Consider the following 26,792-nt stretch of genomic DNA (forward strand, 5'->3'; position numbering starts at 1 on the left):
TTCCAGAAAGGAGGAATAGAAAATGGGTAAAATAATTGGAATTGATTTGGGAACGACCAACTCGGTGGTCGCCGTAATGGAAGGCGGCGAGCCGGTAGTGATTCCTAATGCGGAGGGGGCACGCACCACGCCTTCGGTTGTGGCTTTTACAAAAAAAGGCGAACGTTTGGTGGGCGCTCCTGCTAAACGACAGGCTGTAACCAATCCTGAAAACACGATTTTTTCCATTAAACGTTTTATGGGACGTTTTTACAACGAAGTTGAAAAAGAAATTAAAGAAGTGCCATACAAGGTAGAGCGGGGCAACAACAATGTGGTTGTTGTCGAGGTGATGGGTAAAAAGTACACCCCACCTGAAATTTCGGCAATGATTCTGCAGAAGATGAAACAAACGGCAGAAGAGTATCTGGGCGAAAAAGTAACCGAAGCCGTAATTACCGTTCCTGCTTATTTTAATGACGCGCAGCGTCAGGCAACTAAAGATGCCGGAAGAATCGCCGGACTGGAAGTGAAGCGTATTATCAATGAGCCGACGGCCGCAGCCCTGGCCTATGGTCTGGATAAAAAGAAGGATGAAAAGATCGCCGTATTTGACCTGGGCGGCGGTACGTTCGATATTTCCATCCTGGAAATTGGCGACGGCGTGTTCGAAGTGAAATCCACCAACGGCGATACGCATCTCGGCGGCGACGATTTTGATCAACGCGTCATCGAATGGTTGGCCGACGAATTCCAGAAACAGGAAGGCGTTGATCTGCGTAAAGATCCAATGGCTTTACAGCGTTTAAAAGAAGCGGCAGAAAAGGCTAAAATTGAACTGTCTTCCACCATGCAGACGGAAATTAACCTGCCGTTCATTACAGCAACAGAATCCGGTCCTAAGCATTTGACCATGACGCTGACGCGCGCCAAGTTCGAACAGTTGATCGACGATTTGCTGCAAAAGACCATTCCGCCCTGTGAGCAGGCTTTGAAGGATGCTGGTTTAACGGCAAAAGACATCGACGAAGTGATTCTGGTAGGTGGTTCTACGCGTATCCCGAAAGTGCAGGAAATGGTGCGTGATTTCTTCGGTAAAGAACCACACAAAGGGGTTAATCCGGATGAAGTGGTGGCCATTGGCGCTGCCATCCAGGGCGCTGTTTTAACCGGCGAAGTAAAAGACGTACTGCTGTTAGACGTCATTCCGCTGTCGCTGGGTATCGAAACTCTGGGTGGTGTAATGACCAAGTTGATCGAAGCCAACACCACCATCCCGACCAGAAAATCCGAAATTTTCTCCACAGCGGCGGATAATCAATCAACCGTGGAAATCCACGTGCTGCAAGGCGAACGACCGATGGCAGCCGACAACCGAACGCTGGGCCGTTTTATCCTGGATGGAATTCCGCCGGCTCCGCGCGGCGTGCCTCAAATTGAGGTGACCTTTGACGTGGACGCTAACGGCATTTTGCATGTAACGGCTAAAGACAAGGCAACCGGCAAAGAACAGAGCATCCGTATTGAGGCATCGAGCGGTCTGACCGAAGAAGAAATCGAACGCATGAAACGCGAAGCTCAGCAGCACGCGGCCGAAGATAAAAAACGTAAAGAAGAGATCGAAACCAAAAACCAGGCCGATACGGTTATTTACCAGACAGAAAAGCAGTTGAAAGATTTACAGGACAAAATGGCGCCGGAAGATAAGGCAAAACTGGAAACGGCTCTGGGACGATTAAAAGAAGCGCATAAGGCGGGCAACGTGGACGAGATGAAATCGGCCATGGAACAGGTTAATACGACCTGGAATGAAATTGCTCAAAAGCTGTATTCCACGGCTGGCGCGGGCGCCCAGCAGCAACCGGGCCCGGAAGCGCAGGCTGGCGCAGCAGGCGGCGCAAGCGCCGGTGGGCAGCAACAGACCTCGACCGACGATAAAAAGGTAGAAGACGCCGATTACGAAGTCATCGACGACGACAACAAAAATTAAACAGAAGCAATAAACCCTGGTCTGAAAGCCATCTCGAATGATTCGGGATGGCTTTTCTAATTTTACGGGGCCTGGCGCTAAAGCCTGGGGGCAATGGTGCCGGGTATCTACCGGGCAGGCTTTCTTCCCGTTAGGCGGGATTTGGAGTGAAGGTGGGAGCTATTTAATGTTTTGAACCAGGATTTACCCGATTTTTTGATTAACAGGATTATTTTATCTGCATTCCAAAATTTATCTTTAAAATGGGATGTATTGTTTCATTGTAGTAAAAAATCAAGAAAATCCTGTAATCCTGAAAATCAAGGTTCAAAAACTATCCCTAAGGCAGCACAGCCGCAACCAAAAACGAACCACAACGTGCGCAAAGTAATTTTCTCGCCAATTACGCCAATCATCGCAGAAAAAGATCAAACAAATTATTTTAAGCGACCACAGAGAGCCCAGAGAAGTTACAAAGAGCGCAAAGAATGTTTTACATTAAAAATAGTTTCAATTGCCCTCACCCCCTTTCCCCTTACTCCCAGACAAAAGATCAGGAATGACCGTACTTGTAAGGGCGAAGGATTTCCATCCCTCCTTTATCCAGAATGCTTTTTTTATGTGACTAAAGAGTAATGCTTACCAGCGCTGAATTGTTCTTGGAAATCCTTCGCCCCTACATAAACGGTGATAGGAATTCACCCATTTGCAGAAACAGTTTTGAAATGACAGGCTAACTATTCAACCATTCAACTAATCAACTATTCAACCAATCCATGGATGGGGGATGAGTTTTTAAAACATCACAAAAATTTTCGCATTCCGCCCGTGCGGGATTAGATCTTTCAGAGGAAGCATCCTAATTCCGCACAAAAAATTTGCAAATCTCAATTTTTTCTTATAAAATATCGGCAACCGATTAATCGGAATCCGATCAATTTTAAGGCGTTCTGAAAATGCAAACAGAATACATCGATGAACTGACCAATGCGTTTACACGTTTAATCCATTATTTCCATCACATGGCCGGACAGGTTTTCAGATTAAGCGACCTGTCTCTGGCGCAGTACCGCGTTCTTATGTTGCTGTACCACTATCAGCCCATGACCGTCGGTCAACTTAAACAAAAATTAGGCAACGCCCAGAGTTCGGTGAGCGAAATGCTGCTGCGCATGGAGGAACAGGGGCTGGTAATTCGCAGGCCCAATCCCAAAGACCGCAGGCAGACTTTATTGAGACTTTCTCGTAAAGCCAGGGAAATGATCAAAACACGCAAGGAAAAAATGGGGGACGTTTACCAAAAAATTATTGAGGGCAAGTCAGAAGAGGAAATTGAAGAACTGCTTACCCTTTTAACGCGATTGTTGAATTTGCTGGAAAAAAACGAGCATCTATCATAGAGGAAATTTTATGAAAGTAAAATATCTTTTCCTGTTCATTGTGTTTATCGGGGTTAGCCGAACAGCGGCGCAGGACAAGTGGGCGTTGAGCGAATGCTTGCGAGCTGCGTACCAGGCTAATCATCTTTTAAAAGCCGTGACTTATCAGGAGCAACAGGCCCGCATGCAGCTTAATATCAGCAAAGCGCAACGGATGCCGGTGGTAAATATGCTTTCCGGCTACACGCGCATCGGGCGTTTAACGACCATAGAGTTTTCTACATCGCCGGATGCTCCTCCGCGTAAATTGACCTTTGGCACTCCCAATCGGATGAATCTGGATGTTCGATTACAGATGCCGCTTTTTACCTGGCAGCGTATTAAAAACAGCATTACACTGGCAACGCTTGGCTTGCAGATGAATTCGCTGGAAAAAGAAAAGCAGAAATTAAGCCTTACGGCGCAGGTTTTGCAGGCCTATTACGGCGCTCTGTTCGGTAAAAAGATCCTCGAATTGACGCGGCAAAATGTACAGAGAACCGAAGAATATTTAAACATCACGCAAAGGCGTTACGCCGCCGGTCAGTTGCCCAAACTGGAGCTGCTGCGCGCCCGCGTTAAATTGAAAAACGAACAAAGCCGTTTACAATCTGCGCGCGCAGAGTACGAAAAGAGTCTGGCCTTTTTGGCCAGAGTGACGGGCAAGTCTCCCGGAAGCATCGAGCCCGATGGTCAGATAAAATTTGTGCCGCTGACAGTCGATGAACATGAATACGTGCAGCGCGCGCTGGAAAAACGACCGGAACTGAGGCAGCTGCACGGGCAAAAGGCCATGCTGGCCACGCAGCAAAAGATCGCCGGCGCGGGCAATAAACCCAATTTAGGTCTGGTTTCCAGTTATTCGGTAATGAATGGTTTTGATCCCATGAATCCCGAAAAATTTTACACCAACTACAACATCGGACTGCAATTGAGCTGGCCGTTGTTTGACGGATTCAAAGCCCGTTTTCAGGCGCAGGGTCTGTACTACAATCAAAAGGCGCTGGAGGAGCAGACAAAAGAAATCGAAGAGAACATCAAATTGCAAATCCGCCAGGCCTTAATTTCGCTTAAGCAGGCAACGCAAAAGATCGAATCTCAAAAAGCAAATATTGAGCTGGCGAGCGAGGCGCTTAGCCTGGCGCAAAAGCAGTACAATCAGGGCGTTATTTCCTCGCTCGATTTACTGGACGCGCAAAAGGCCCTGTTGCAAACAGAAATGGCCTACTGGCAGGCCGTATTCAGCCATATTTTAGCCAAGATCGAATTGTGTAAGGCCACCGCTAATTTTTCAGTGTTTGAAGATCAAATGTAATCAGGAGAAAATAAAATGCGTTCATGCATCATTGCCTTTCTTGTTTTAAATATGCTTGTATCCTGCGGCAAAAAGGAAGAAAAAGAACAGGCCCAGCAGCCGGTTGCAATCAAGAAAAACAAAATCGTAAAAGTGGTAACCAAACGCGTTCAAAAAGTAAGTGTGACAGAAACAAAAAAGGCGTACGGATATGCCGTGCCTTTTAAAAGCGTGGATGTCTTCTCCAAAGTGAACGGCGTGGTTCTTAAAAAATTTCGTGAACTTGGCGAAACGGTTAACGCCGGCGATGTATTGGCTGTGGTCAGGCAGGACATTCCGGGTATGGAGTTTGCCGACCATGAAGTTAAGGCCAATTTGAGCGGCACCATTTTTAAGGATTTTACGGAAGAAGGGGCAACCGTAACCGTGCAAAAGCCGTTATTCAATCTGGCCCGGCTCGATCCCATCCTGGCCGAGATAAAGATTCCGGAAGAATGGCTGACGCGGATTAATTTTGAACAGCCGATAAACGTCAATCTCGAAGCGTTTCCCACGCAGACCTTTCAGGCGCGGCTTTATCGGCTGCTTCCGCAAAATGATTCGAAATCCAGAAGCGCCATTGCTCGCTTAAAAATCTCAAATCCAAACTTAAAAATAAAGCCAGGCATGTTTGTAACCGCGGAGTTTAAATTTTCCCGGCACGATGCTTTGGTTATTCCCGTTGATGCTCTGGTCCGTTCCGGGCTGGAATATTACGTTTTTAAAGTTCAGAATAATGTTGTTCATAAACAACTGGTACAACCGGGAGAATTATTTGGCAGAAACCAGGAAATATTAAACGGGCTGCAGGCCAATGAGTCCGTGGTGGTGTTCGGACAAAATTTATTGGAAGACGGGGTGCAAGTAGAGGTAGAGGAAGTTCAATGAAACTGACAGAAGTTTCCGTTAAAAGACCGGTGGCAACGTTTTTATTAACCCTTACTGTTGTGGTGCTCGGGTTGTTTTCCATCCCCAAAATTCCGGTCTCTTTCTGGCCGGAGTTTGTGGCGCCTGTGGTGGTGGTGCTGGTGCCCTATCCGGGCGTTGGGCCGGAAGAAATTGAGGAACAAATTGCCAAACCGCTGGAAGAAGAACTGAGCACGCTTGATGATCTGGATGAACTGGAGACCGTTTGCCAGAACGGCATGTTAAGGATTATGGTACGTTTTGATTGGGGCGTGGATTTTGATCAGGCCAAACTGGACGTGCAGGACAAAACCAACAAGGCGCGTAGTAAATTTCCGCGCGAAGCGCTGGAGCCAAAAATTTTACAGGTTCAGGATTTTATTCTGCCGGGCATCCAGTTAGGGTTTTATTCGGAGAAGCGATCGCTTGACGAGGTGCGGGAGTTTGTAGATAAAAAGATAAAGAATCAGATTTTACGATTGCCCGATGTGGCCACGGCCACCCTGTTTGGCGGTTTCGATCGCAATGTGGAAATCAGAGTCGATCCGCAAAAACTTAACTTTTACGAGCTCTCTTTGCCGCAGGTGGCGGCGGCCATTGCCAGGGAAAATCGCGATGTAACAGCCGGTAAAATAAAGAGCGATTTTAACGAGCAAATTGTTAAGCTCTCTGGTAAGTTTACCGATCTCGATCAGATTAAAAAATTAATTGTAGCCAACAAATTCGGAAGGCCTGTTTACTTGCAGGATATTGCGCAGGTCAAATTTACGCGCAAGGAGCGGCTGGTAGTTTCCAGGTTGAACGGTAAAGAAATTGTGGGATTGAGCGTCAGAGAAAAAAGCGGCGGAAACACCGTGGCCATGGTAAAACAGGTGCGCCGGCTTATGGAGGAATTAAAACCGGTATTCCCCGCAGATATCAATGTAAAAGTAATAGAAGACCAATCCATTTTTATTAATAACGCCGTGCGCAATGTGGTGCGCAATGCCTTAATCGGTTCTGTTCTGGCGGCCATCGTCATTTTTCTCTTTTTGGGAAGTTTGCGCAATACATTAATCATTGCCCTTTCCATCCCGCTTTCTGTGATTGCTACGTTTTTATTGATTAAGTGGTTTGGCCTGTCCATCAACATTATTTCGCTTGGCGGCCTTGCCCTGGGCGTGGGAATGATTGTGGATTCGTCGGTGGTGGTGCTGGAAAATATCTTCAGGCATTTGCAAAAGAACGGCCGGCAAAATCGCCTGCAAACGGTGGTTAACGCCACACAAGAAGTGGGCATGGCCATTACCTCTTCTACATTAACTTCCATTGTCGTCTTTTTACCCCTGGCCTTTCTGGTAGGCCTGGCGGCTGTTTTGCTGGGCGAGCTGGCTTTAACAGTGGTCTTTGCGCTGACATTGGCTATTATCGTGGCTTTGACGGTAGTTCCCTTGCTCAGCTACCGCTTAATGCGCGTCGATCAAAAGATGAGCGGAGTGCGCAAACTTTCGGCCTGGTGGCAAAAGGCCATCGAAAAGTTGACGCAATCTTATCGAAAGGGCATCGCCTTTAGTTTAAGACACCGCGTATTTACGCTGTTATTGGCCGGAATCATTTTAGCGGCCTCGCTGGCGGTCATATTTCCGCGGCTCGATGTAGTGTTGCTGCCCGTGATTAACCAGGGACAATTCGAAGTTCAAATGGAACTGCCGGTGGGAACAAAGCTGGAAAAAACCATAGAGGTTACCACTAAAATCGAAAAGAAAATTCTGCAAATGCCGGAGGTCGAAAAAACTTTTACGGTAATAGGTCAGGCCGTGCGCATTGGCGAAACAAAAAGCAATTCGGCCAAAATAACGGTTGATGTCAAATCCGGTTTTTTAGAGCAGATTGATCGTGTGATGAATGAAATCCGATCCTACTGCCAGACCATTCCGGCGCTTAAAACCAAGGTCAAGCAAATTGACGCCACGGCCGGCATGCAAACGCAGCCAATTAATGTGCGCATTAACGGAGATAATCTACAAACGCTTAAAACGCTGGGCGATAGCGCTCTGACGCGCATCAAAAGAATTCCCGGCGTGGTTAATATTACCAGCTCCTTGCAAGAAGGCGTGCCGGAATACCGTTTGACCATTGATCGTTTAAAAGCAACCGAACTGGGCATCTCGTTTACAGAGGCGGCAAACGCCCTGCGTTCGGCGGTGCTGGGCAATCCGATTTCGCGCTTCAGCGCTTACGGCCAAGAATACGACATCGTGCTCAAACTGCAGGAGTCGGCCTTGCAAGATATTAATACCGTTCTGCAGCTTCCGCTGGTAACGCGAGACGGCAGAGTCATTCCTCTGGGTCGCCTGGTAAAGGTGGAAACAGACCGCGGTCCCGGGGAGATCAAACATTTCGATCAGCAGCGTGTGGTGCAGATTCTGGCCGATATTCAGGGACGATCCCGCAGAGAAGTAAATGCCGAAGTCCACAAGATTCTGGCTGAACTGCCTTTGCCAGCCGGTTATTTTATTACCTACGGCGGCATGTCGCGCGGTATTAAAGATTCCTTTATCAGTCTTGGCAATGCCCTGCTGATTGCCATCTTTCTGGTTTACGTGGTGATGGGTTCCCAGTTTAACTCCTTCATTCATCCCTTTACCATTGCTCTGAGCATCCCGCTGGCTATTGTTGGTGTGCTGGCCGGATTATGGGTTTTTAACGCATCCATTAGCACCAATGCTTTTTTGGGAAGCATTATGCTGGTGGGAATTGTTGTAAATAATGGTATTTTATTGTTAGATTACATCGGCCAGTTGAGGGCGCGCGGCCTGACAAAAAACGAGGCGATCATCGAGGGCGGGGCCACGCGTTTACGTCCTATTTTGATCACCTCGCTGACCACCATTTTCGGCATGCTGCCCATTGCTCTTGGTCTGGGCGAAGGCGGCGAGGCCTTAAAACCGCTTGGGGCAGTGGTGGTAGGCGGTTTGTCCACCTCAACCTTTTTAACATTATTCATTATTCCGGTGGTCTATTCATTGTTAGACCGCTTTAAAAAGAAACAGGAGCTTAATTAATGAAGGCGATTTTACTGGAAGGAAAGGGCGGCCCGGAAGTTTTAAAACTGAAGGAAGTGCCTGAACCCAAACCGGGTAAGGGAGAGGTGTGCGTTAAGCTGGATTATGCCGGCGTCAATTACGCCGAAATTTTGTCGCGTAAGGGTCTGTACGGCTGGAAGCCCAAAGGAGCCTACACGCCGGGCATGGAGGGGAGCGGAGTCATCGAAGCTGTTGGCGAGGGCGTTTCCCCGACGCTGATTGGTCAGCGGGTGATGGTGGGCGCCAAATTTGGCTGCTATGCCGAAAAAGTGGTGGTTCCGGCGCATCTGGCTATTCCCGCCCTTAAGCAATTTAGCCAGCAGGAAAATGCGGCCTTTCTGGTTAATTACATGACAGCCTGGGTGGCATTGTTCGAAATGGCCAAAGTACAACCGGGCGAAACGATGTTGATCACCGCCGCAGCGGGCGGGGTGGGCAGCGCTGCCGTTCAACTGTGCGTTAAATGGGGTTGCACCGTAATAGGTCTGGCCGGTAGCGATGAAAAACTGGCCCTGGTTAAAAAATTAGGCGCTGCGCATGCCGTCAATTATCGAGATGCGGACTACCATCAAAAGATTGAACAGCTTACCGGCGGGGTGGATGTTATCCTGGAAATGGTCGGCGGCGATATCTACAAAAAGAATTTAAAATTAATCCGCTTTTTCGGGCGCATTGTGGTGGCCGGATTTGCCAGCTTTAATTTGAAAAAATGGAATCCGTTTTCCTGGTACAAAACCTGGAAAGATTTGCCGCGGATTGACATCGCTACCATGTCCCACAAGTCGATTGGCATTTTTGCCTTTCATCTGGGCTATCTGCTCAAAGATACCGAACGCACCATGCAATGTTTTGAGCGGCTGCGGGAATTTGTAACCAAACACGATATCCATCCCATTGTTGGCAAAATTTTTCCGCTGGAGCAGGCGGCCGAAGCCCACCGTTTTATTGAATCGCGCAAAAGTACGGGTAAAGTATTGCTCAAAATGAACGGCGCTGAATAATGATTTCTTTGCCGGAACCGCGTGCCTTTTAAAAGAGCGGGGATATTTTGCGCCAGCCGGCAGATTGAGGTAAATTATCGCGCGGTAAACAAGCACGAAAGGGGAGCCATGGAAGCGCTGGAAGCCATTTTTACCAGACGCAGTGTGCGCAAATTTAGCGAGCGGGAAGTGGAAAGCGAAAAAACCGAAAATTTACTGCGTGCTGCCATGCAGGCGCCATCGGCCCACAACAAACAACCCTGGCATTTTATCATCATAAACGATCGACAACTGTTAAATCAGATTGCCGATTTTCATCCCTATGCTAAAATGTTGTACGAAGCGCCCCAGGCCATTGCGGTGTGCGGCGATCTCGGCCTGGAAAACAACGATCGCTATCTGGCGCTGAATTGCGCGGCCGCCACACAAAATATTTTACTGGCTGCCCACAGTCAGGGGCTGGGCGCTGTGTGGATTGCCGTTTATCCCAGAGAAGAACGCATTAAAAAGATCAAGCTGTTGCTGGATTTGCCCCTGCACATCATCCCCATCAGTCTGGTGGCTATTGGCTATCCCGCGCACAAAAAAGCGGCGGAAGATCGCTTCGATGCGAAAAAAATCCACGTCAATCGCTGGCGCGCCAGAGATTAAACGTCCGTTTTACCGAAAACAATAATTAAGAAACACCTCCCCTTAGTCGCCTGCGGCGCAGGGGAAGCAGTGCTGTCGTCGGTGAAGGGTTTTCTTTAAAAGCGGCGCCCCCCAAAAGCCGTTTTCTCTTCGATTTTAATTTGATGAATTGTTCTCTTTTCAATAGATTTGCAATATGAATGGTAATGAATTTAAAACCACCAGGCGCAACGCGCTTAAAATCATTTCATCGGCCATCGTGGCGCTGACCGCCCTTCTTACAGCCAATTTTATCGCATTTTTCCGTAAGAGAAAGCGTTTGGTTGCAGTGCCCCTTCCCGCAGCCGATCAACCTCTTTTAATAAAGCGAGATTTTTTCGTACGCCGGCGTGAAGGTGGTTTGCAGGTGTTTTTACGCACCTGCCCTCACCTTGGCTGTAAGGTTCAATTCGTAAAAGAGCGCAATCTTTTTATCTGTCCCTGCCACGGCAGCCAGTTTACTCTGGACGGCCAATTTGTAAAAGGTCCGGCGGGCAGAGATTTGTTTAAGGCAGATTTTGAACAGACACAGGATCAATTGATTGTAAAAGTGTAGGTTACAGTGAATTACGAACGTTTATTTCAAAATCGTTACTGGCTGCCCAAGCTGGGAGAAATTACCCTCAGCAGTCTGCAAATTGCCCTGATTAGCGGCGTTTTGCTGATTCCCGGCATGCAATCGCTAAGCGAGCCGTTTAAGAGCGTAAGTACGATTGTGAACAGCGGATTGTTTGGTCACTTTTTACAGAGCTGCCACACTTACGCCGGCGACCTCTTTTTGATCGCCCTGGCTCTGCACTCGGTTGAATATCTGCTTAAGCGTTCTTTTACCGCCTACCACTGGAAAAGTTGGTTGTGGCTGGTCATCCTGTTAGCGGTTGGCGTGCTGACGGTATTTTCCGGTTTTTTAAGCATGGGCAATCTGGAAAGCATCGAAGCCACGCAAATAATGAAACATATTCTAAAAACGGCGGGCGCGGCAGGTGAGGTGTTTTTCGGCTTTTTGCTGATGAGTTCGCAAAATAATTCGACGCTCTCCATTTTACTGCACCATGTAGCCACGTTTTCCATTTTAACCATGGTCCTGACCTATATGCATCTGAAACGTTTTAAAGCCGATGTTTACGCCTTTTATTACACGCTTGTTCTGATCGCTTTCCTTGCGCTGTTAATACCCGCATCCATTGGCAGCCATCCTTCTGCCGAACTGGCGGTGGTGAAAGGCCCCTGGTATTTTCGCGGCCTGCAGGAGATGTTGGCCTGGATACCGGCCTGGCTGGCCGGTGTGGTATTTCCGCTGTCTATTCTGGGGTTGCTGACTGCTTTGCCCGTGTGGGCGCAAAGGCAAAATCTTATTTTAAAGGCAATCGCCGTTTTATTGATCTTTTATTTGATTGAATCGTTCATTGCCACGTTTTTCAGGGGAGCGGGATGGCAATTAAACGTCTGGTGAAATTTAATCTGCCTTTGATTTTGGCCAGCGCCTTTTTGAGTATGCTGATCGTTCTGGCCATATTTGATTTTGGCCGACAAACAGTCAGCGAACCGCCGGCGGATCAGTGCTTAACCTGCCATGACGATGAACGCGATATGAGCGCGGCGCATCCTAATAAAGTTTTTGGTTGCGCAAAATGCCACCTGGGCAATCCGCTGGTGGCCGACAAAAAAATCGCCCACCAGGGGATGGTTAAAAATCCTTCCGATTTACACTGGGCGCACAAAACCTGCGGGCAGGCCGGTTGTCATCCGCAGTGGGCGGCGCGCGTACCCAAATCCATCATGACTACCAACAGCGGTCTGGTTGCTTCCACCCTGTATCAATGGGAAGAAAAGGCAACGCCGGATGATTCTACTCTTCATATCGCCCATCTGCCCGATACTTCGCTGGCTACCTCGCATCTGCGCAAGATGTGCGCCGGTTGCCATATTAACAAACCCACCGGCGATCTGCCCGGTGAATTCGGCGAACGCGGGGGCGGCTGCAATGACTGCCACCTGGTGCAAACAGATTCTACGCAACATCCTGCCTTAACGGTGCAAATTTCCATCGCTGTGTGCGAAAAATGCCACAACCGTTCGGATCGCACGGGTTTGACCTACCAGGGAAAATTCGAGTCGGAAGGCTACGGTACGCCGTTTAAGCAGGGTTCTTTTTCTGACCGCGCCCTTTCGGGCAACCGTTTTTATTACCACATTTTGCCGGATGTCCATTTCGAAAAGGGCATGGTGTGCATCGATTGTCATCCGGCGGAAGATGTAATGGGCGACGGCCGGAAATACGCCCATCTGGAAGAGCAGGTGCACGTCCGCTGTGAAACGTGCCATCAGGCGCAATTTGCAAAACCGCCCGCAGAACATCTGGTCTGGAAGGCCATCGATAGCAATCCGGCATTAAGCGCACCGCGGGACTCGCTGCTGGCCAGAGCAGGCACGAACATCTATTTGAGCAATGTCTTTCAAAAAAATGGGCAGGTGGTATTGGTTCGCAAGATCGATGGCCGTGAACTCACCGTTCAACAGAACCAAAATCGGACGGAGTGCGTCATGCCCGGTCATGAACGGCTATCGTGTCAGAGCTGCCATTCCGCCTACACGCCGCAATGTTACGGCTGCCACGACGTGTACGATCCGCGGCAGAAGCAGCTGGATAAAATTTCTTTAAAAGAAACCGAAGGGCGCTGGTCGGAAGGCCGCTCCTATTTACGATTCGAAGAGCCCACGCTGGGCGTGGATGCCAGGGGGAGAATTATGCCCTTTGCCCCGGGGTGTCAGGTATATTTAACGGTTTTAGATAAAAAGGGCCGGGTGCAAAAAGAGGCCCGTTATTTAACCATGGCTCCTTTTGATCCCCATTCAACGCGTTTAAAAGTTCCGCAGTGCGAAGCTTGCCACCAGTCGGCCAAACGACTGGGGCTTGGAGAGGGAACTTTGCGGCTGGAAGACGGCGCTCTAAAAAGCCAGACGCTGTATGATGCGCCCCGCGCCGCGCTTGGCAACTGCGCCCTGGAGCAGATGGTGGATGTAGAGGGGCGGCCGACGCAAAAGATGTCGCGCTTAAAAGCCAGACCTTTTAACGCCCTGGAGATCAGAAAAATCTTTCGCGTGAGCTACTGCCTTATCTGTCACGATCGGGCTGATGATGCGATTTACAATGACTTTGGGCAAAGCGTCCGGCGGTTTAATCAGGACAAAACCCTGCCCTGCAATCGGCTGGCCGAGGAGCGACCATGAAGAAAATCATAGCCGTTTTGTTCCTGATGTTGCTTCCGCTTAGCGCCGCGGAAAATACCTGCCAGAGCTGTCACCCAAACGAGCGCGGCAGTTGCAATTTAACCTGCGGCCAGTGCCATCTTTCGCCTGTGGCAGAGGTTAAGCCCACCGCCGATCATCCGGCGATTATTCCCAATCCTTCTACTGAGCGCTGGTGGGATGAAAAGTGCGTGCAGTGCCATCAACAGCAGGTGGCCAGTTTTCGAAAATCGCTGCATTTCAGTAATAGAGGCATGATCGATCAAACTCTGTTTCTCTTTGGCCAAAGCGACCGTTTGTTTTCCACATCGCCGGAAGCGTGGAAAGCGTTAAGGGCCGTAAAAGGCGTTGAAACGCCCGATATGAGCGGCGTGGTGAATTACCTGCTGGCCGGTAAGTGCCTGAGCTGTCATTTTGCGGCGGATACTGAAGATGACGTGCTGGGAAGAAAACACGCAGCCGGTTGCGCCAGCTGCCATGTGGCGCTGGATCAGCAAACGGGAAAACCGTTGCACGGCCATCGCTTTCAGAAAAAAATTGAAGATGAAGTTTGTCTGACCTGCCACAGCGGCAATCGCGTGGGAGCCGACTATTACGGTTATTTTGAACACGATTACCACAATCAATACAACATGCCGTACGGCAGCAAACCCCGCTTTGGCGCTTTCCAACACCGCTTGCAAAGCGACGTGCATCAACAAGCGGGAATGCAATGCGTGGACTGCCATCAGGAACACGTAGCGCGATCGAACGCCCCGCGCTTTGAAGGCGAACAACCAGACGTGCGCTGTGTAGATTGCCATGGCGGGTTTGACGGAAGCCCTGCACAAAAGCAGGATTCCGTTCCGTTGTTTTCCAGACAAACCGTAGCTCATCAGGATTTTCACCGAAAAGTACGCTGCTCGGCCTGCCACGCCCGCTGGTCCTTTCAGGATTATGGATTACATCTCTTTCTGGATCAAAGCGCGCATTACGAAATGTGGGAAGATTATATCTGGCAGGGCGACGGAGAAGTCGCCCGCTTGCTGCAACAGCAACTGGCCATAAATCCGCAACAACGCGTAAAGGCTCGTTCGACCAACAAGCTGAGCGGTGAAAAAATGGCCGGCGTCTGGTACAAAGGCTGGACTTTTAGACGCTGGGAAACGCCTGTCCTCGGTTGGGACGCGTACGGTAAGGTCAGCGTTATTCGACCGCTATATCAGTATTTTATTACTTTTGTGGATTCGCTGGACCGCGTGTGGATCGATTCGCAAAAGCCGCGTCGCAGGGACGGGAAAGTTGGCTGGAATTGGGACGCCTATGCGCCGCACACCATCGGCAAAAAGGGGCGAACCTGCGAAAGCTGCCATCTCAATGTTAAAGCAGTGGGGCTGGGCATCCGGCACCATGCGCAGGACAGCGCGGCGCATGCCATCACCCTGCCTGTTCAACCTGTTTTGCCCGGCAGCCGATTGTTGAACGCTGCGGAACGAGAGCGTCTCTTAAAAAAGAGCAAAGCGTACAAAATCTGGCGCAGCAGGGCCTTTTTACAGGAAGGAGCGCAGCGTTTGTTCAAGTAAGCGACTTAGATTACTTCCTTCGTCGCATCTGTCCCGCCGTGGCTGGGTTGGTTGAATGGTTGATTAGTTGATTAGTTGAATGGTTGATTAGTTGTAATAGTTTAATAGTTTAAGAGTGTAAGAGTTTAAGGGGTAGAGGTTTTTGAGGTAGTTTTTGAACCATGATTAATACGATTACAGGATTAACTGGATTTTTTCACTCGTGTTTAAAGCTTGAGTTTGACAGTTGTATGGAACATAATTCCTTTATTATTATTAAGTTAGTTTAATTTCATTTTCATTAAGTTGTCACTACAAAGATAAAAGCGTTGGTTTGCTGCTGCCTATCTCCTGAAATATTTCCAACTGTTCGACATGCACTCTGGATAAACCTTTTCGACGTCTCCCTTCATTTTCCCATTCTACAACCACGACTCGACGCAGGCTCTCCATAGCACGCTGCCAACTTAATTTTATGCCACTCAAACGCTTCTCAAACAATACCGCCATCTGGAATGCAAGAAAACATACCATCACATGAGCCCTGATACGCTTCTCTGTCCAATGAAAATTGGGACGTAAATTCAAACTATGCTTTAATTCGTAAAAACCATGCTCCACATATTTTAAATCTTTATAGCGCGCTATGAGTTCTGATTTACTCAGGTCATGAGCATTGCTTATCACTATAAACCAACCGTCGCTCTTTTCTTCTTCTGATAATACCTCATCTTGCTTATGAATCTCTATCGTATCTTCTGTTAATTCAACATCAAAGAAACGACTTAAACGTTTTCTTGATAATACACTCTTTATTTGATGATATTTATCTTCTGTGTTTATTTCCTTTTTCTTAATCTCTTCTGACAGCTCTAAAAATTCATTAATACGATTGATGCGATTTTTATAGCGCTTTAATGCCATGGCGGCATTGTAACTGGCCACATAACGAAGTTTTATCTTTTCCTTTTTACCATCTTTTGACTTGATTTCACGCTCCGTTAGGCGCTCATAGATCGTCTCACCAGTCGCCTCTTTATGCGCATTGGCTTCTTTTATAACCGATTTGGCATCCTTGCTCTGACGAACACTCTCTCCAAGAATAAACTCATAACCTTGTTGGATTAAATGCCAGAGATTGTCATTGCTTAATAAACCTTTGTCTGCCACCAGCTGGATATCTTTTACCTTAAATCGCCTGCGAATATCATTGAGCATCTCTTGCAAGGTAGAGCGATCAGCCTTATTGCCAGGGAAGACGTAATGGGCTATAGGAATACCATCTCCGGTCATCACTACGCCAATTACGATCTGTTCTTTATCCCCGCGGTGGTCACGACTATAACCAAACTGACGAATATCGCCTTCTACCAATGAGTTTTCGGCTTCAAAGTAGCTTGATGTTAAATCATAAAAACAAACCTTTAGATCCTGATTAAACAGATCTAGTAAACGATTAGCAAGTTGGGTTTCAATCTTTTCCTTATGAGCTATTAGAAAATCCATCGCTCTTAAAAGATACTCATAACGAATGTCGTCTTTGTTGATACCCGGAATATAAACGGTTTCTAACCAGGTGAGTAGTTTTAGTTTGGAAGAAGGATCATCCAGGCGGTTAAATATCAGACTTTTTAAATGAGCTTCAAGATCAAACTTTATTCCGCTTTTTTCCTTTTGCCTGGCAATAATCTGGCTCATTTTAAGCTCTTTCCATAAATGGACAAGCGCCCAGATTTGACCGAAGGCCTTGACATTATCAATATTGCTATCTAAGTCCTGTAAAGTTAACCCCTTAGCCCTTAAAAGTCCGTTGATAAGCGTGTCTACGTCTTTTTTGATGAATTTGTCGGTAGGGCCTAAATGCAGCAAGATTCGATGGCGTACTTTTCCATTTGAGTCTCTGTAGGACTCAGCGATTTGTAAAGTCTCATGGACTTTGTTATTTCTTTTGGATCGACTTACCTTAACAAACATAGAATGAATATAATAATAAAACGATTTGATAGCTAATAAAAAAAGCACGCCTGCATAGACTACAAAGAAATTGAAACAGAGAAACTTAATTATATGTTTTTTTTGATTTGGCTTTGAAAAATTTGGCGTTAACTGTCAAACTGGGGTTAAAGCGAAATTTTGTAAGCACCAAAAGCAAATCATGGAAATCCTCAAATCAAATAAATCATGGTTCAAAGTTGATTGGCCGCCGGCCTGTCATTCCTTTTCTCGCCTTTGCACGAAACTGTCCAGCGCAGGAAACACTTACACCGTTTGAAATAATTTGCCATGCTAAACTTCCTCCTCTCCCAGACTTTTATTCTGGGAGAGGGAGAATGAAAGGGTGAGGGCTACCCAGGAAAATGCCAAACGCCGTTGTGAGAGAAAACAGTTAAGTGTTTAGAAGTTTTGAGGTAGTTTTTGAACCATGATTAATACGATTACAGGATTAACTGGATTTTTTTTACTCGTGTTTAAAGCGAAATTTTGTAAGCACAAAAAGCAAATCATGGAAATCCCTAAATCAAATAAATCATGGTTCAAAATTGAATGCTCACCGGCCTGTCATTCATTACGGTGGGTTTTTGCGGTTTAGAACAGAAAAGTTTTCTTTAGTTTCGGCTTTGCTGCCTCAGATGTTGATCAGATAGAGTCAGGCCATTGTTTTTTACCAGAGGGCTGAATTTCTGGTAAAACAAAAAGCGGCAGCCGCCCGGGGGGGGGATGGGCGAACCGCCGCGTTAAAAGAAGGGCTAACACCCTTCGTCAAATTTTGCTTTTTTCTTGTTTTTTCTTCTAAAAACAGGTTTGGAGATTTTTGTTTCGCTCTTTTGCGTTTCGTTGTTCACCAGCTTTGTACCCATCATCACCGGAGCGGCTGCCTTGCGGAATTGATAGCGAAACAATTCGTCGTCGGTGTAAAAGCCGCTTGGCCTGGCAGGATTGGTGAAAACCTGCACCCAGTAATTGAGTCCGCCCTGTAAAATAAAAACGTCGTCAAAGCCGTTTTCTTTAAGAATGAGCCAGGCCTGCGAAGCCAGAGTATTGCCGTTAGAGGCCAGAATGAGAGTATTGCCCTCGGCCAGATCTTTAAGGTCTTCACTACTCAGCAGTTCCTTAACCGGAATGTGTATGCTTCCGGGAATGTGGTATTTTTCGAAATCTTCTTTAGATCGGATATCCACAACCAGAAAGCCCGGTTCTTTATTGATGATCATATGGGCCAGATCATCGGGCGTAATGTAGTAGTTGCGATGCTGCAAATCGTTTAAAAGTTGAGAGGCGTCCACGGTATGGCTGGCCATTTTATCCACCGGCGCAAAGGCTAAAATAAGGCCGAGGATAAATAACATACTAAAGCCAAAAAGTTTAGGCGAAATTTTCATTGCTGCGGCTCCTTTCTGAATTTAGTTTCCAACCATTCGGCGCCAAGGAACATGACCAGGGCCATCAGAATTACAAAGAATGCAGTCAGTCCGGTTGGTATATTCAACCAATCCGAAACCTTTGCCGCGTCCATAAAGCCGGAATTGTACAGGCCTTCGATGAGCGGAAACATTTCGCCAAAGACCAGCATGCCGAACAAAATACCGCCCAAAAAGAAATAGGCGTCGATGCGCCCCAGAACGGCGCCAACCACTGAAGTGCCGGGGCAGTAGCCGCCAATGGCAAAACCCATTCCAAAAACCAGGCCGCCAAAGATCTGCGCGCCCAGATAAGTGGGATTGACATAAACCTTGCTTAAGTCCAGCCAGCCGAAAAGGGTTAGGTACAAAAGGCCGATCATAGCGGTCAGAATTGCGCTGAACATCACTTTTAAAACCGTCATGTCTTTAAAGTAAAATTGCAGGGCCAGCTTTCGGCTTTCGCCAAAGCCGGCGCGTTCCAGCCAGAAACCGAAACCGATGCCTAAAAGCAGAGCGATTACAAAGCTGGTTTCGGTTCCAAAATAGCCAAATTTATAAAATGGTGCCATTTTTCACTCCATTCCGTTTAAATCCACTGTTTACGAACAAAATAAGCGGTTGCATAAGCGCCGGCGAACACGGCAAACATGAACGCCCAGCTACCCAGGCTGAGAGTGGCGCCGCCGGTCAGGGCCAGACCGCTGGTGCAACCACGGGCCAATCGCGCGGACCAGCCTACCAGGGCGCCGCCGACAAAGGCCAGAATCCAGCGCCCTTTTACCGAAATGTTTGGCCCTTTGCCGGTTTTGATTTTTAATCGACCGGCCAGCGCGCCGGATAAAAAACCGCCAATCATCACGCCAATGATTTCGAACACCAGCCAGTTAGAAAGAGTGTTGGCGGCGTATTTGGAAAAATAAGGATTGGACTGCACATGGGCCGGAGCCACCAGTTTTAAAAGCCACACGTCAAAACGCATTAACGCGCCGGAAGCGCCCAGGCCGCGCCCGACCAGAACAAAGGCCAGTAGCAGAGTAAGGCCCAGTCCAATACCGGCTAAATAAGGATTCCAGAATTTTTGTTCTTTCATGTCGTATTTCCTCTTATTTTAAGCTACTTTCCATAAATTTATACAACCAGCGAGAAGATTGTCCCGCATCTACAACGATAAAACGAAAGATCAAACCGCCGATCAAAACCAGCACGGCTGTAACCGCCGAAGGAATTTTGTAGCCGCGCCATTCTAAAAGTTCATTGATAAAAGGCACCAGCAAGCCGAGCACAAATACAAACGTCCAGAAAACGGCAGTGTAAGGTCCGCCTAAAAAGAGATGGGCGGCCTCTTCGTGAACCTGTGTGCTGGCTAAAAAACCCATAAAAAGATGGATAATCAGGAACATTTCAACGGCAATCAGTCCCATATCAATTTTACTGAAAACCAGTCTTTCATGGTGATCTCTGCTCAGCAGGATGACAAAAGCCGTTCCAGTGGATAAGCCGGATGTCAAAAACAAAGGACCCAGGATAGAAGTATTCCAGAAAGGCCGGGCGTTAAAGGCCGAGAGTAAAATACCGGTGTAAATGCCAACAATGAGCGACAGAATTATCAGCGCTCCGGCTAAAGGTCTGGCAAATTTTTTAACCTGAGCGTGGAGCCAGTCCAGCAATCCGGAATTCCAGGAGACCTGTGGAAATACATCTTTGATGAACATAAAGCTCCATAATACACTTAAGGGAAAGATAATGGCCAGCGTCCAGGCGCCCCACGACATGGGCGATTCAATGCGGAAGGTGGTAAACAGTTTCCAGGCGTAAAGCACATGGCTCAGGTCGTAAAGCAGTGCAAGCAGGCCAATAGAAAGGAAAAAGGGGGCAAACATGGGCGCAATTTTAACGCCGGTTTTGTACTTATCGCCTTCATTTCGCAAATAGAAAAGAGCGGAAAAAAACAGCAGACCGGCGACCAGCCCTCCCAGAAAGAGGTACAGGGGAATGGGCCAGCTCCAGGCATGAAGAACCGGATCAATTTCCGGATTCATCCGTCCTGATGTAATTTCTATTTCATGCATTATTTCAACTCCTACTTTTGATTACAAAAGATAATAAACATGGGGCGTTGTTCCGGCTTCCGGAATCAACACTTTGTATTTTCTGGTGCGCAGCGCTCTGGAAATTTCACTATTGGGATCTTCCAGATCGCCAAAAATCATGGCATGCGTCGGGCAAACGCTTACGCATGCCGGATCTTTGCCCTCTTTTACGCGATGAATACAAAAGGTGCATTTATCAATATAGCCTTCCGGATGCACAAAACGCGCGTCGTAAGGACAGGATTCAATGCAGGCTTTACAGCCGATGCAGTCATCATGCTCAACCAGCACAATGCCGCCTTCGGCGATGTGGCTGGCGCCAGTGGGACAGGTGCGCACGCAGGGCGCATCTTCACAATGATTGCACCGCTCCGAGCGAATTTCCAGATACAATTCCGGAAAGCTGCCCGTGGTTTCCTGTACAATCCAATCGCGACAATAGCCGATCGGTACATCATTTTCTGTCTGGCAGGCCACCACGCAGTCTGCGCATCCCACACAACGTTTGGTATCTATTGCCATTGCATATCGAGGCATCAGGCTTCCTCCTTTCTGAATGTCACAAAATTAACGCGCATGCCCGTTCCACCCATCAAAGGATCGATTTTAACGCGCGTGATTAAGCGCTGATCATCGGCGCCTTTACCGTAAGCTCGCCTCAACCGTTTGTCGGAGTGGCCGAAACCGTGAACCATAAACACCGCGTCGTGCCTGATTCTTTCGGTCACCTTGGCCTTAACAGGCGTAGAACGAACGCCGTCCTGATTTTCCAGAGTGATGTACTCGCCGTTTTTAATACCCCATTGCTTTGCCACCTTGCTATTGATCCACACAGTGTTCTCTTCCATCAGGTCGTGCAAATTGGGGTTGTTGGTCGTACGTCCAAAGGTGTGCATGGGCGCCCGCCCATAGAGCAGACGGTAGTAGCCTTCCGGCGGCTCTTCGTGCGCCGTGTACTGCGGAATGGGATCAAAACCGTACTCGTCCAGAATGGTGGAGTACAATTCGATTTTGCCGGTTGGCGTGGGGAATTCAAAGTCTTCGCCGTCCTCCAGGTAGAGTTTTTGCGCTTCTTCGGGCAGTAATTTGACGCCGATCTTTTTCATCTCTTCCAGACTGCTGCCAATGGCTTTAAGCTGGTAATCCAGATATTCTTCGATGGTTTTGGCCGGAAAGTAATCCTCCAGCCCAAGGCGTTTGGCCAGCTCGCGCGCCATCCAGTAAGCCGGTTTAGATTCGTATTTGGGCTCAAAGGCCGGAGCGCGCAGAGCGATGGACGGGACTCTGCCCGGCGAGAGCCGTAAATTATCGTAGCGTTCCAGATAGGTGCATTCCGGCAGAACCACGTCGGCCCAGCCGGTAATCTCTGCCGGTAGAATGTCGATGGCTACCAATAGCTCCAGATGCTGAATGGCTTCCAGCGTCTTTTCCGGCTGGGGGAGGGTCATGGGCAAATTGGTGCCGTAAACAATCCAGCCTTTAAAAGAGCATTCCCGTTCTGGCGATGGAATGGTGGCGTCGCAAATGCCGGAAGAAAGCGCCAGGTGAGCCACCGGGTATTTATTCGGAAAGGCCTTGCGCCAGTCGCGTTTGACGTTGGGAAACTTAGGAATGGGCATTTTAGGCAGATGCGCCTTACTCGGAAAGTAAAAGCCGCCGCGTCTGCCCCAGGAGCCCAACAGGGCGTTCAGAATGGCGCCGGCCCGCACGCGCTGCGTATCGTCTCCGTACCAGGTTACGTGGCGTCCGGGATGAACAATGGTCGCCGGGGCGTTTTTGGCCATTTCGCGGGCGGTTTGCCGGATAACGTGCGGCTTGATGGTGGTGATGGGATAGGCCCACTCCGGCGTTTTGTCTTTTAGGGCTTCTTTTAGCTGCTCAAAACCAAAGGTGTACTTTTTAACGTATTCTTTGTCGTAAAGCTCTTCGTAAATAATGACGTGAATCCAGGCCAGCAGCAGGGCCAGATCGGTACCCGGCTTGATGGGCAGCCAGTATTTGGATTTGCTGGCGGCTGTAGAAAAACGCGGGTCAACGGTAATCACGGTGGCGCCGTGGGCTACGGCTTCGCTGAATTCCTGCACCTGACCGTTGTGCATGTTTTCGCCAATATGGGATCCTAAAAGAACAAGGCATTTAGCGTTGATGATATCGGTTCTTTCCGGTGAACCAACGGCCTCGCCAAAAGTGAGCATGTAAGCCTCTTCGCGCGGGCCGCGACACTGGGCGTAGGAAGGGGCTGCCACATTATTCGACCCAAAGGCGTGCAAAAGTGTCTTAAAATAGGAACCGCCGGAACCATGGCTGAACAGGGCAATACATTCCGGACCGTGTTTTTGCGCAATATCTTTCATGCGCCCGGCAATAAAATCCAGCGCTTCGTCCCAGCTTACTTCTTTAAACACCTGTTTGCCGTTCTTCTCAACGCGCAACAACGGCTTTTTCAAGCGATCGGGGTCGGTGTAGGCGCCAATGCCGCCCGTACCCCGTGGACAAAAACGTCCGCGGCTGTTGGGATCGTCAGGATTGCCGATGATTTTCCATGGTTTGCCATCCTTTTTGTACACCCAGCCGGCGCACTTCCAGAAGCACATTTCGCAGTAGGTGGGTGTGCGCTCGATTTTTCCGTCTGCTAAAAGATTTTGTTCATCTTTGCTGTTGAATGAGGCGTACAATTTGGAACCGACCACCAGACTTCCGGCGCCGGCGCCGGCAATCTTGATGAATTCTCTTCGCTTCATTTTAGTCTTCATCTAAGGGCGTCCTCCAATATTTTTTCAAGATAACTTTGATATTCGCACATTGAGCGGATTCCTGATAAACCGGGCATTCCGCACAGTTTTCATTTTTACATCGTTCTCCCTTGTTTTCCACCATCCAGCAGGGAACCTGAGATTTGTAATAGGCGTCGCAGTTCAGCCGATCTTCGCTGGTGCAGGGTTTCAAATCCCAGCAGGGGATGGTGGAGAGCATTAAGCGAATACCGGCAAAGTTTAAGCCTTTCTTTTCGATCAAATCACGAATACACTCCAGACGCTGAATATCTGCCGGGGTAAAATAGCGGTGCTGCCCCTGACTTTTGATGGGGATAATCAGCCCTTCGTTTTCGTACAGGCGGATGGTGGAAACAGAGATGTTAAACATCTTTGCCACCATACCAATAGGGTAGAGCATCTTTTTTGTTTGTTTCATTTCCGTTTAAATCCTTTACCATACTCTGTAGTAATTTCTACATCAATTGATGCAGGTATAGCAAGTAATGTGCCAGGGAAGAAAATGTAGGCGTAACAGGTTGGTTTTACTGGATTAAGTAGAATTATTCATTTTTTTACAAATGAAAAATTTCTTATATTTAAGAAGAAATCCCCCAAACCGATTGCGCTGTTTGGGGGATGGAGTGGGAAAAAGTATCAGGTAAAAATTATTTGTCCGCCAGCGGCCACTTCGTAAAATTTGGCCACATTGATGATGTCGTCAACCTCATCACAAAAATCGTCTTTGGTTAAATGGAACATATCGACCGTGGCTTTGCAGGCGTAGAGTTTTCCGCCGGCGTCGTGAATCATTTCGATGAATTCGCTTACTGGCGGGATGTCCAGTTTTTCCATTTCCTTTTTCATCATTTTTGTGGCAAAGGCGGACATACCGGGCAAAATGCCCAGAATGGAAGGGATGTGCATTGCCGGATTGCCAACGGTGGCTACCTTCAGTTTATCCATTTTTTTCTTGATAATGGCTTCCAGGCCAAAGAAGGTAAAAAATACATTGGCTTCAATACCTTCCATTCTGGCGCCGTTGGCCATAATCAAACCAGGGTAAACGCCTTCCAGCGAACCTTTTGAAATGATGATGGATACCTTTTTAATTTTTTCTTCGGCCATGATTGGGACCTCCAGATTAATGGGTTATTAAACACAGCCCTGGGGTTTGCCAAGGCCGGCGATTTTAGCCGCTTTTTTTGCCGGGCCATCCGGAAAAAGATTGTACAAATCTTTAATGGGAACGCCGCCGGCATTTTTGATTTTGCGGATTGTTGGAATGTGACCTTCTTTTTCGAATTCTTCGCGCATAAAACGGATGACCTTCCAGTGCATGTCGGTTAGTTCTTCGATGCCTTCTTCTTTGGCCAGTTCTGCGGCGATTTCTTCAGTCCAATCGGATGGATTGACTAAAAAACCATCTTCGGTTACTTCAACGGTTTTTCCTGCGATTGTTTTGCTGGGCATAATTGCCTCCTTTCGGTAATTTTAGGTTTAAAGTAATTAATTCTCCGGATGTTTTGGGATGGAAACATTTTTCATGAATTGCAACATGAAAAAGATTCCGCGTTTGATCTCTGGTTTATTCATCTCGCGGGCAATTTTGAGCAGCGAGATGTCTTCGGTTACATCCATGTCTAATTTTTGAAAGAAATCGAGCGCGTTGTTCACTGCGCTTAACATTTGTGGTTGCGTCATGTTTTTAACGGTAATCAAAATGGTTGTAATGTTTTCGCGCAATAGACGCACATCTTCCACGGTAAAGCTGGTGACAACGGTATCGATTATTTTGACCGCCTCGGCGAAAAAGGCGAAGTAGCCTTTGCGGTCTAATTCATCCAGTGTTTCCAGCGCTTGTTGAAAGGCCTGTTTGCCTAAAGGACGAAGATCCTGACTGAGATCGTCAAAGCTTTGAACCTGCTGCAGCAAACGCGTTAAAGGACGTACGTTTCTCAATAACATCTTAAACAAAAAAACAAGATCACGCGTGTCAAAATGATGAGCCACGTCCTGCAGCTCTTCCACGGCCGCGTCGAACATATCTTTGGTAATCAGAGAAAGGTCCGCCTTTAACTCTTCGATCTCGCGCGCCCTTTTTTCCTGTTCCGCCAGATGTCGCGTAATTACATCCAGCTTTTCGTTGATCTTTTGAATCTCTAATGCTAATTCTTTGTTTTCCATGATTACTGCCTCATTTTTCCTGCCATTGACATTTGCGCTTCGATGGGGAATTCAGCCCCTTTTAATAACAGATTCCAATACACCCATCTAAACGTCATTTTGCCCCAGTGATTCATTCTTGTTTCCTGTAAAAGCGAAAAAGGTCCAACGCCCGGAAGGGGAAATTTTCCGGGCAGCGGCTCAACCTCATAGTTGAAGTCGATCAGAATGCCCTTGCCAAAGCCCGATTCAATAAAGCAGTTAGCGTGTCCGTCAAAGTCTGGTTTTAATGGGCGTCCGTCGATATATCTTAAAATGTTTTCAAAAAGCACTTCAGACTCGAAATGAGCTACAGACCCCGCTTTAGAGCTGGGCAGGTCGGTTGCATCTCCAATGACGAAGATGTTTTCGTATTGCTTGGATTGCAGGGTGTGTTTATCGGTGGGGATGAAGTTGAGATCATCGCCCAGGCCGGAGTTACCAATGACTTCCGCGCCCATGTTGGTGGGAATGGTGACCAGCAGGTCGTAATCGACCGCTTTTTCGTCCCAGGAATAAATTTTGTTATTGGCGCTGTCCACGCGACCGGTGTTGAAATCTGCCGTTAATTTAATGTTCTTCTTCTCTAAGAATTGACCTAAAAATTTGGCCGCAATCGGCTTGGTAAATGCGCCGGGCAGAGGGGTGACCAATTCGATTTCCACCTTATCTCTTATACCCTGCTCTGTGAAATACCAATCGGCCAAAAAGACAAATTCAAGCGGAGCCACCGGGCATTTGATGGGCATTTCCACAATATTGACCACCATCTTTCCGCCTTCCCAGAATTTCAGGAATTTGCGCAAGGCTTCGGCGCCCTTTAAGGTGTAAAAGTCAAAAATATTTTTGTGCCAGCCTTCGCCGGTCATGCCTTCGGTTTCTTCAGGCGCAATGCGGCTGCCCGTGGCAATAATCATCAAATCATAATGAATAACTTTGCCGTTGCTCAATTTGACGCGGTTATCCGCGGCTTGAATTTCTTCTATGGTAGAGACAATGACTTCTACCTCAGAAGGGAAAAAATCCCGTTTGGGTTTAATTACATCATTCCGATTGTAAATGCCAAAGGGAATGAAGAGGAAACCGGGTTGATAGTAGTGCGTTTCTTCCTGATCAACCAGGGTGATTTGCCATTCATTGGCATCGAGAACCGGCGCCAGTTTGTTGGCCATCATCGTTCCGGCAGTTCCACCGCCGAGTATTAAAAGTCGCTTCATGCAAACCTCCTTAATAG

Annotated in this window: 24 protein-coding genes; 12 read left to right on the top strand and 12 right to left on the bottom strand. The window is 47.9% G+C overall.

Translation table 11 applies throughout. The annotated features are described in order from the left end of the window. Nucleotides 1-22: 22 nt before the first annotated feature. From dnaK to Cabys_RS05900, 12 genes are all read left to right on the top strand, one after another. Nucleotides 23-1,969: a molecular chaperone DnaK gene (dnaK, locus tag Cabys_RS05850; RefSeq protein ID WP_006929270.1), complete on the top strand. Its 1,947-nt coding sequence runs from the start codon at nt 23-25 to the stop codon at nt 1,967-1,969. Between the two features lie 171 nt (nt 1,970-2,140). Then, nucleotides 2,141-2,584 (top strand): hypothetical protein, encoded by a 444-nt coding sequence (locus tag Cabys_RS19765; RefSeq protein ID WP_150109286.1) that lies wholly within the window; start codon nt 2,141-2,143, stop codon nt 2,582-2,584. 320 nt (nt 2,585-2,904) lie between these two features. Beyond that, on the top strand, nt 2,905-3,348 hold the full coding sequence (locus Cabys_RS05855) for a MarR family winged helix-turn-helix transcriptional regulator (RefSeq protein ID WP_006929271.1): 444 nt from the start codon (nt 2,905-2,907) through the stop codon (nt 3,346-3,348). Between the two features lie 10 nt (nt 3,349-3,358). Continuing rightward, nucleotides 3,359-4,681: a TolC family protein gene (locus Cabys_RS05860; RefSeq protein ID WP_006929272.1), complete on the top strand. Its 1,323-nt coding sequence runs from the start codon at nt 3,359-3,361 to the stop codon at nt 4,679-4,681. Nucleotides 4,682-4,696: 15 nt separating this feature from the next. Next, a complete protein-coding gene (locus Cabys_RS05865) occupies nt 4,697-5,587 on the top strand; it encodes an efflux RND transporter periplasmic adaptor subunit (RefSeq protein ID WP_006929273.1) in 891 nt (296 codons plus the stop codon). Beyond that, entirely contained in the window at nt 5,584-8,649 is a 3,066-nt protein-coding gene (locus Cabys_RS05870; protein WP_006929274.1) for an efflux RND transporter permease subunit, read from the top strand. The genes Cabys_RS05865 and Cabys_RS05870 overlap by 4 nt, the downstream gene beginning before the upstream one ends. Then, nucleotides 8,649-9,671: a quinone oxidoreductase family protein gene (locus Cabys_RS05875; protein ID WP_006929275.1), complete on the top strand. Its 1,023-nt coding sequence runs from the start codon at nt 8,649-8,651 to the stop codon at nt 9,669-9,671. Before Cabys_RS05870 ends, Cabys_RS05875 begins: the two co-directional genes overlap by 1 nt. A 108-nt stretch (nt 9,672-9,779) precedes the next feature. Beyond that, the gene (locus Cabys_RS05880; protein ID WP_006929276.1) at nt 9,780-10,301 is read left to right on the top strand and encodes a nitroreductase family protein; all 522 of its coding nucleotides are present in this window, start codon (nt 9,780-9,782) and stop codon (nt 10,299-10,301) included. Between the two features lie 175 nt (nt 10,302-10,476). After that, nucleotides 10,477-10,875, top strand: a complete 399-nt coding sequence (locus tag Cabys_RS05885) for a QcrA and Rieske domain-containing protein (RefSeq protein ID WP_006929277.1) — start codon at nt 10,477-10,479, stop codon at nt 10,873-10,875. Nucleotides 10,876-10,881: 6 nt separating this feature from the next. Continuing rightward, a complete protein-coding gene (locus Cabys_RS05890) occupies nt 10,882-11,772 on the top strand; it encodes a cytochrome b N-terminal domain-containing protein (protein WP_006929278.1) in 891 nt (296 codons plus the stop codon). Further along, nucleotides 11,751-13,550, top strand: a complete 1,800-nt coding sequence (locus Cabys_RS05895; RefSeq protein ID WP_006929279.1) for a hypothetical protein — start codon at nt 11,751-11,753, stop codon at nt 13,548-13,550. The genes Cabys_RS05890 and Cabys_RS05895 overlap by 22 nt, the downstream gene beginning before the upstream one ends. Next, nucleotides 13,547-15,130: a cytochrome c3 family protein gene (locus tag Cabys_RS05900; protein ID WP_006929280.1), complete on the top strand. Its 1,584-nt coding sequence runs from the start codon at nt 13,547-13,549 to the stop codon at nt 15,128-15,130. The genes Cabys_RS05895 and Cabys_RS05900 overlap by 4 nt, the downstream gene beginning before the upstream one ends. Nucleotides 15,131-15,421: 291 nt before the next feature. Here the strand turns inward: Cabys_RS05900 and Cabys_RS05905 are convergent, their stop codons facing one another. The 12 genes from Cabys_RS05905 to sqr form a co-directional block, all read right to left on the bottom strand. Beyond that, nucleotides 15,422-17,083, bottom strand: a complete 1,662-nt coding sequence (locus Cabys_RS05905) for an IS1634 family transposase (protein WP_083581043.1) — start codon at nt 17,081-17,083, stop codon at nt 15,422-15,424. A gap of 773 nt (nt 17,084-17,856) precedes the next feature. After that, the gene (locus tag Cabys_RS05910; protein ID WP_006929282.1) at nt 17,857-18,489 is read right to left on the bottom strand and encodes a rhodanese-like domain-containing protein; all 633 of its coding nucleotides are present in this window, start codon (nt 18,487-18,489) and stop codon (nt 17,857-17,859) included. Beyond that, entirely contained in the window at nt 18,486-19,079 is a 594-nt protein-coding gene (locus Cabys_RS05915) for a YeeE/YedE thiosulfate transporter family protein (RefSeq protein ID WP_006929283.1), read from the bottom strand. Before Cabys_RS05915 ends, Cabys_RS05910 begins: the two co-directional genes overlap by 4 nt. A gap of 17 nt (nt 19,080-19,096) precedes the next feature. Next, nucleotides 19,097-19,600, bottom strand: a complete 504-nt coding sequence (locus Cabys_RS05920; RefSeq protein WP_006929284.1) for a YeeE/YedE thiosulfate transporter family protein — start codon at nt 19,598-19,600, stop codon at nt 19,097-19,099. A 13-nt stretch (nt 19,601-19,613) separates the two neighbouring features. Beyond that, nucleotides 19,614-20,579: a DmsC/YnfH family molybdoenzyme membrane anchor subunit gene (locus Cabys_RS05925; RefSeq protein WP_006929285.1), complete on the bottom strand. Its 966-nt coding sequence runs from the start codon at nt 20,577-20,579 to the stop codon at nt 19,614-19,616. A 21-nt stretch (nt 20,580-20,600) separates the two neighbouring features. Then, nucleotides 20,601-21,137, bottom strand: a complete 537-nt coding sequence (locus tag Cabys_RS05930; RefSeq protein ID WP_006929286.1) for a 4Fe-4S dicluster domain-containing protein — start codon at nt 21,135-21,137, stop codon at nt 20,601-20,603. Further along, nucleotides 21,137-23,341 carry a molybdopterin-containing oxidoreductase family protein gene (locus tag Cabys_RS05935; RefSeq protein WP_044281226.1) on the bottom strand — a complete coding sequence of 735 codons (2,205 nt, stop codon included), beginning with the start codon at nt 23,339-23,341 and terminating at the stop codon, nt 21,137-21,139. Before Cabys_RS05935 ends, Cabys_RS05930 begins: the two co-directional genes overlap by 1 nt. Before the next feature lies 1 nt (nt 23,342). Then, entirely contained in the window at nt 23,343-23,792 is a 450-nt protein-coding gene (locus Cabys_RS05940) for a MerR family transcriptional regulator (protein ID WP_006929288.1), read from the bottom strand. Nucleotides 23,793-24,010: 218 nt separating this feature from the next. Next, nucleotides 24,011-24,481 (bottom strand): DsrE/DsrF/DrsH-like family protein, encoded by a 471-nt coding sequence (locus Cabys_RS05945; RefSeq protein WP_006929289.1) that lies wholly within the window; start codon nt 24,479-24,481, stop codon nt 24,011-24,013. 27 nt (nt 24,482-24,508) lie between these two features. Then, entirely contained in the window at nt 24,509-24,826 is a 318-nt protein-coding gene (locus tag Cabys_RS05950; RefSeq protein WP_006929290.1) for a TusE/DsrC/DsvC family sulfur relay protein, read from the bottom strand. Nucleotides 24,827-24,862: 36 nt separating this feature from the next. Then, complete coding sequence (locus Cabys_RS05955) at nt 24,863-25,540, bottom strand: DUF1641 domain-containing protein (RefSeq protein ID WP_006929291.1); 678 nt, start codon at nt 25,538-25,540, stop codon at nt 24,863-24,865. 2 nt (nt 25,541-25,542) lie between these two features. Beyond that, nucleotides 25,543-26,775: a type III sulfide quinone reductase, selenoprotein subtype gene (gene sqr / locus Cabys_RS05960; protein ID WP_006929292.1), complete on the bottom strand. Its 1,233-nt coding sequence runs from the start codon at nt 26,773-26,775 to the stop codon at nt 25,543-25,545. Nucleotides 26,776-26,792 lie beyond the last annotated feature (17 nt).

The organism is Caldithrix abyssi DSM 13497, assembly GCF_001886815.1.
Classification (GTDB): domain Bacteria; phylum Calditrichota; class Calditrichia; order Calditrichales; family Calditrichaceae; genus Caldithrix; species Caldithrix abyssi.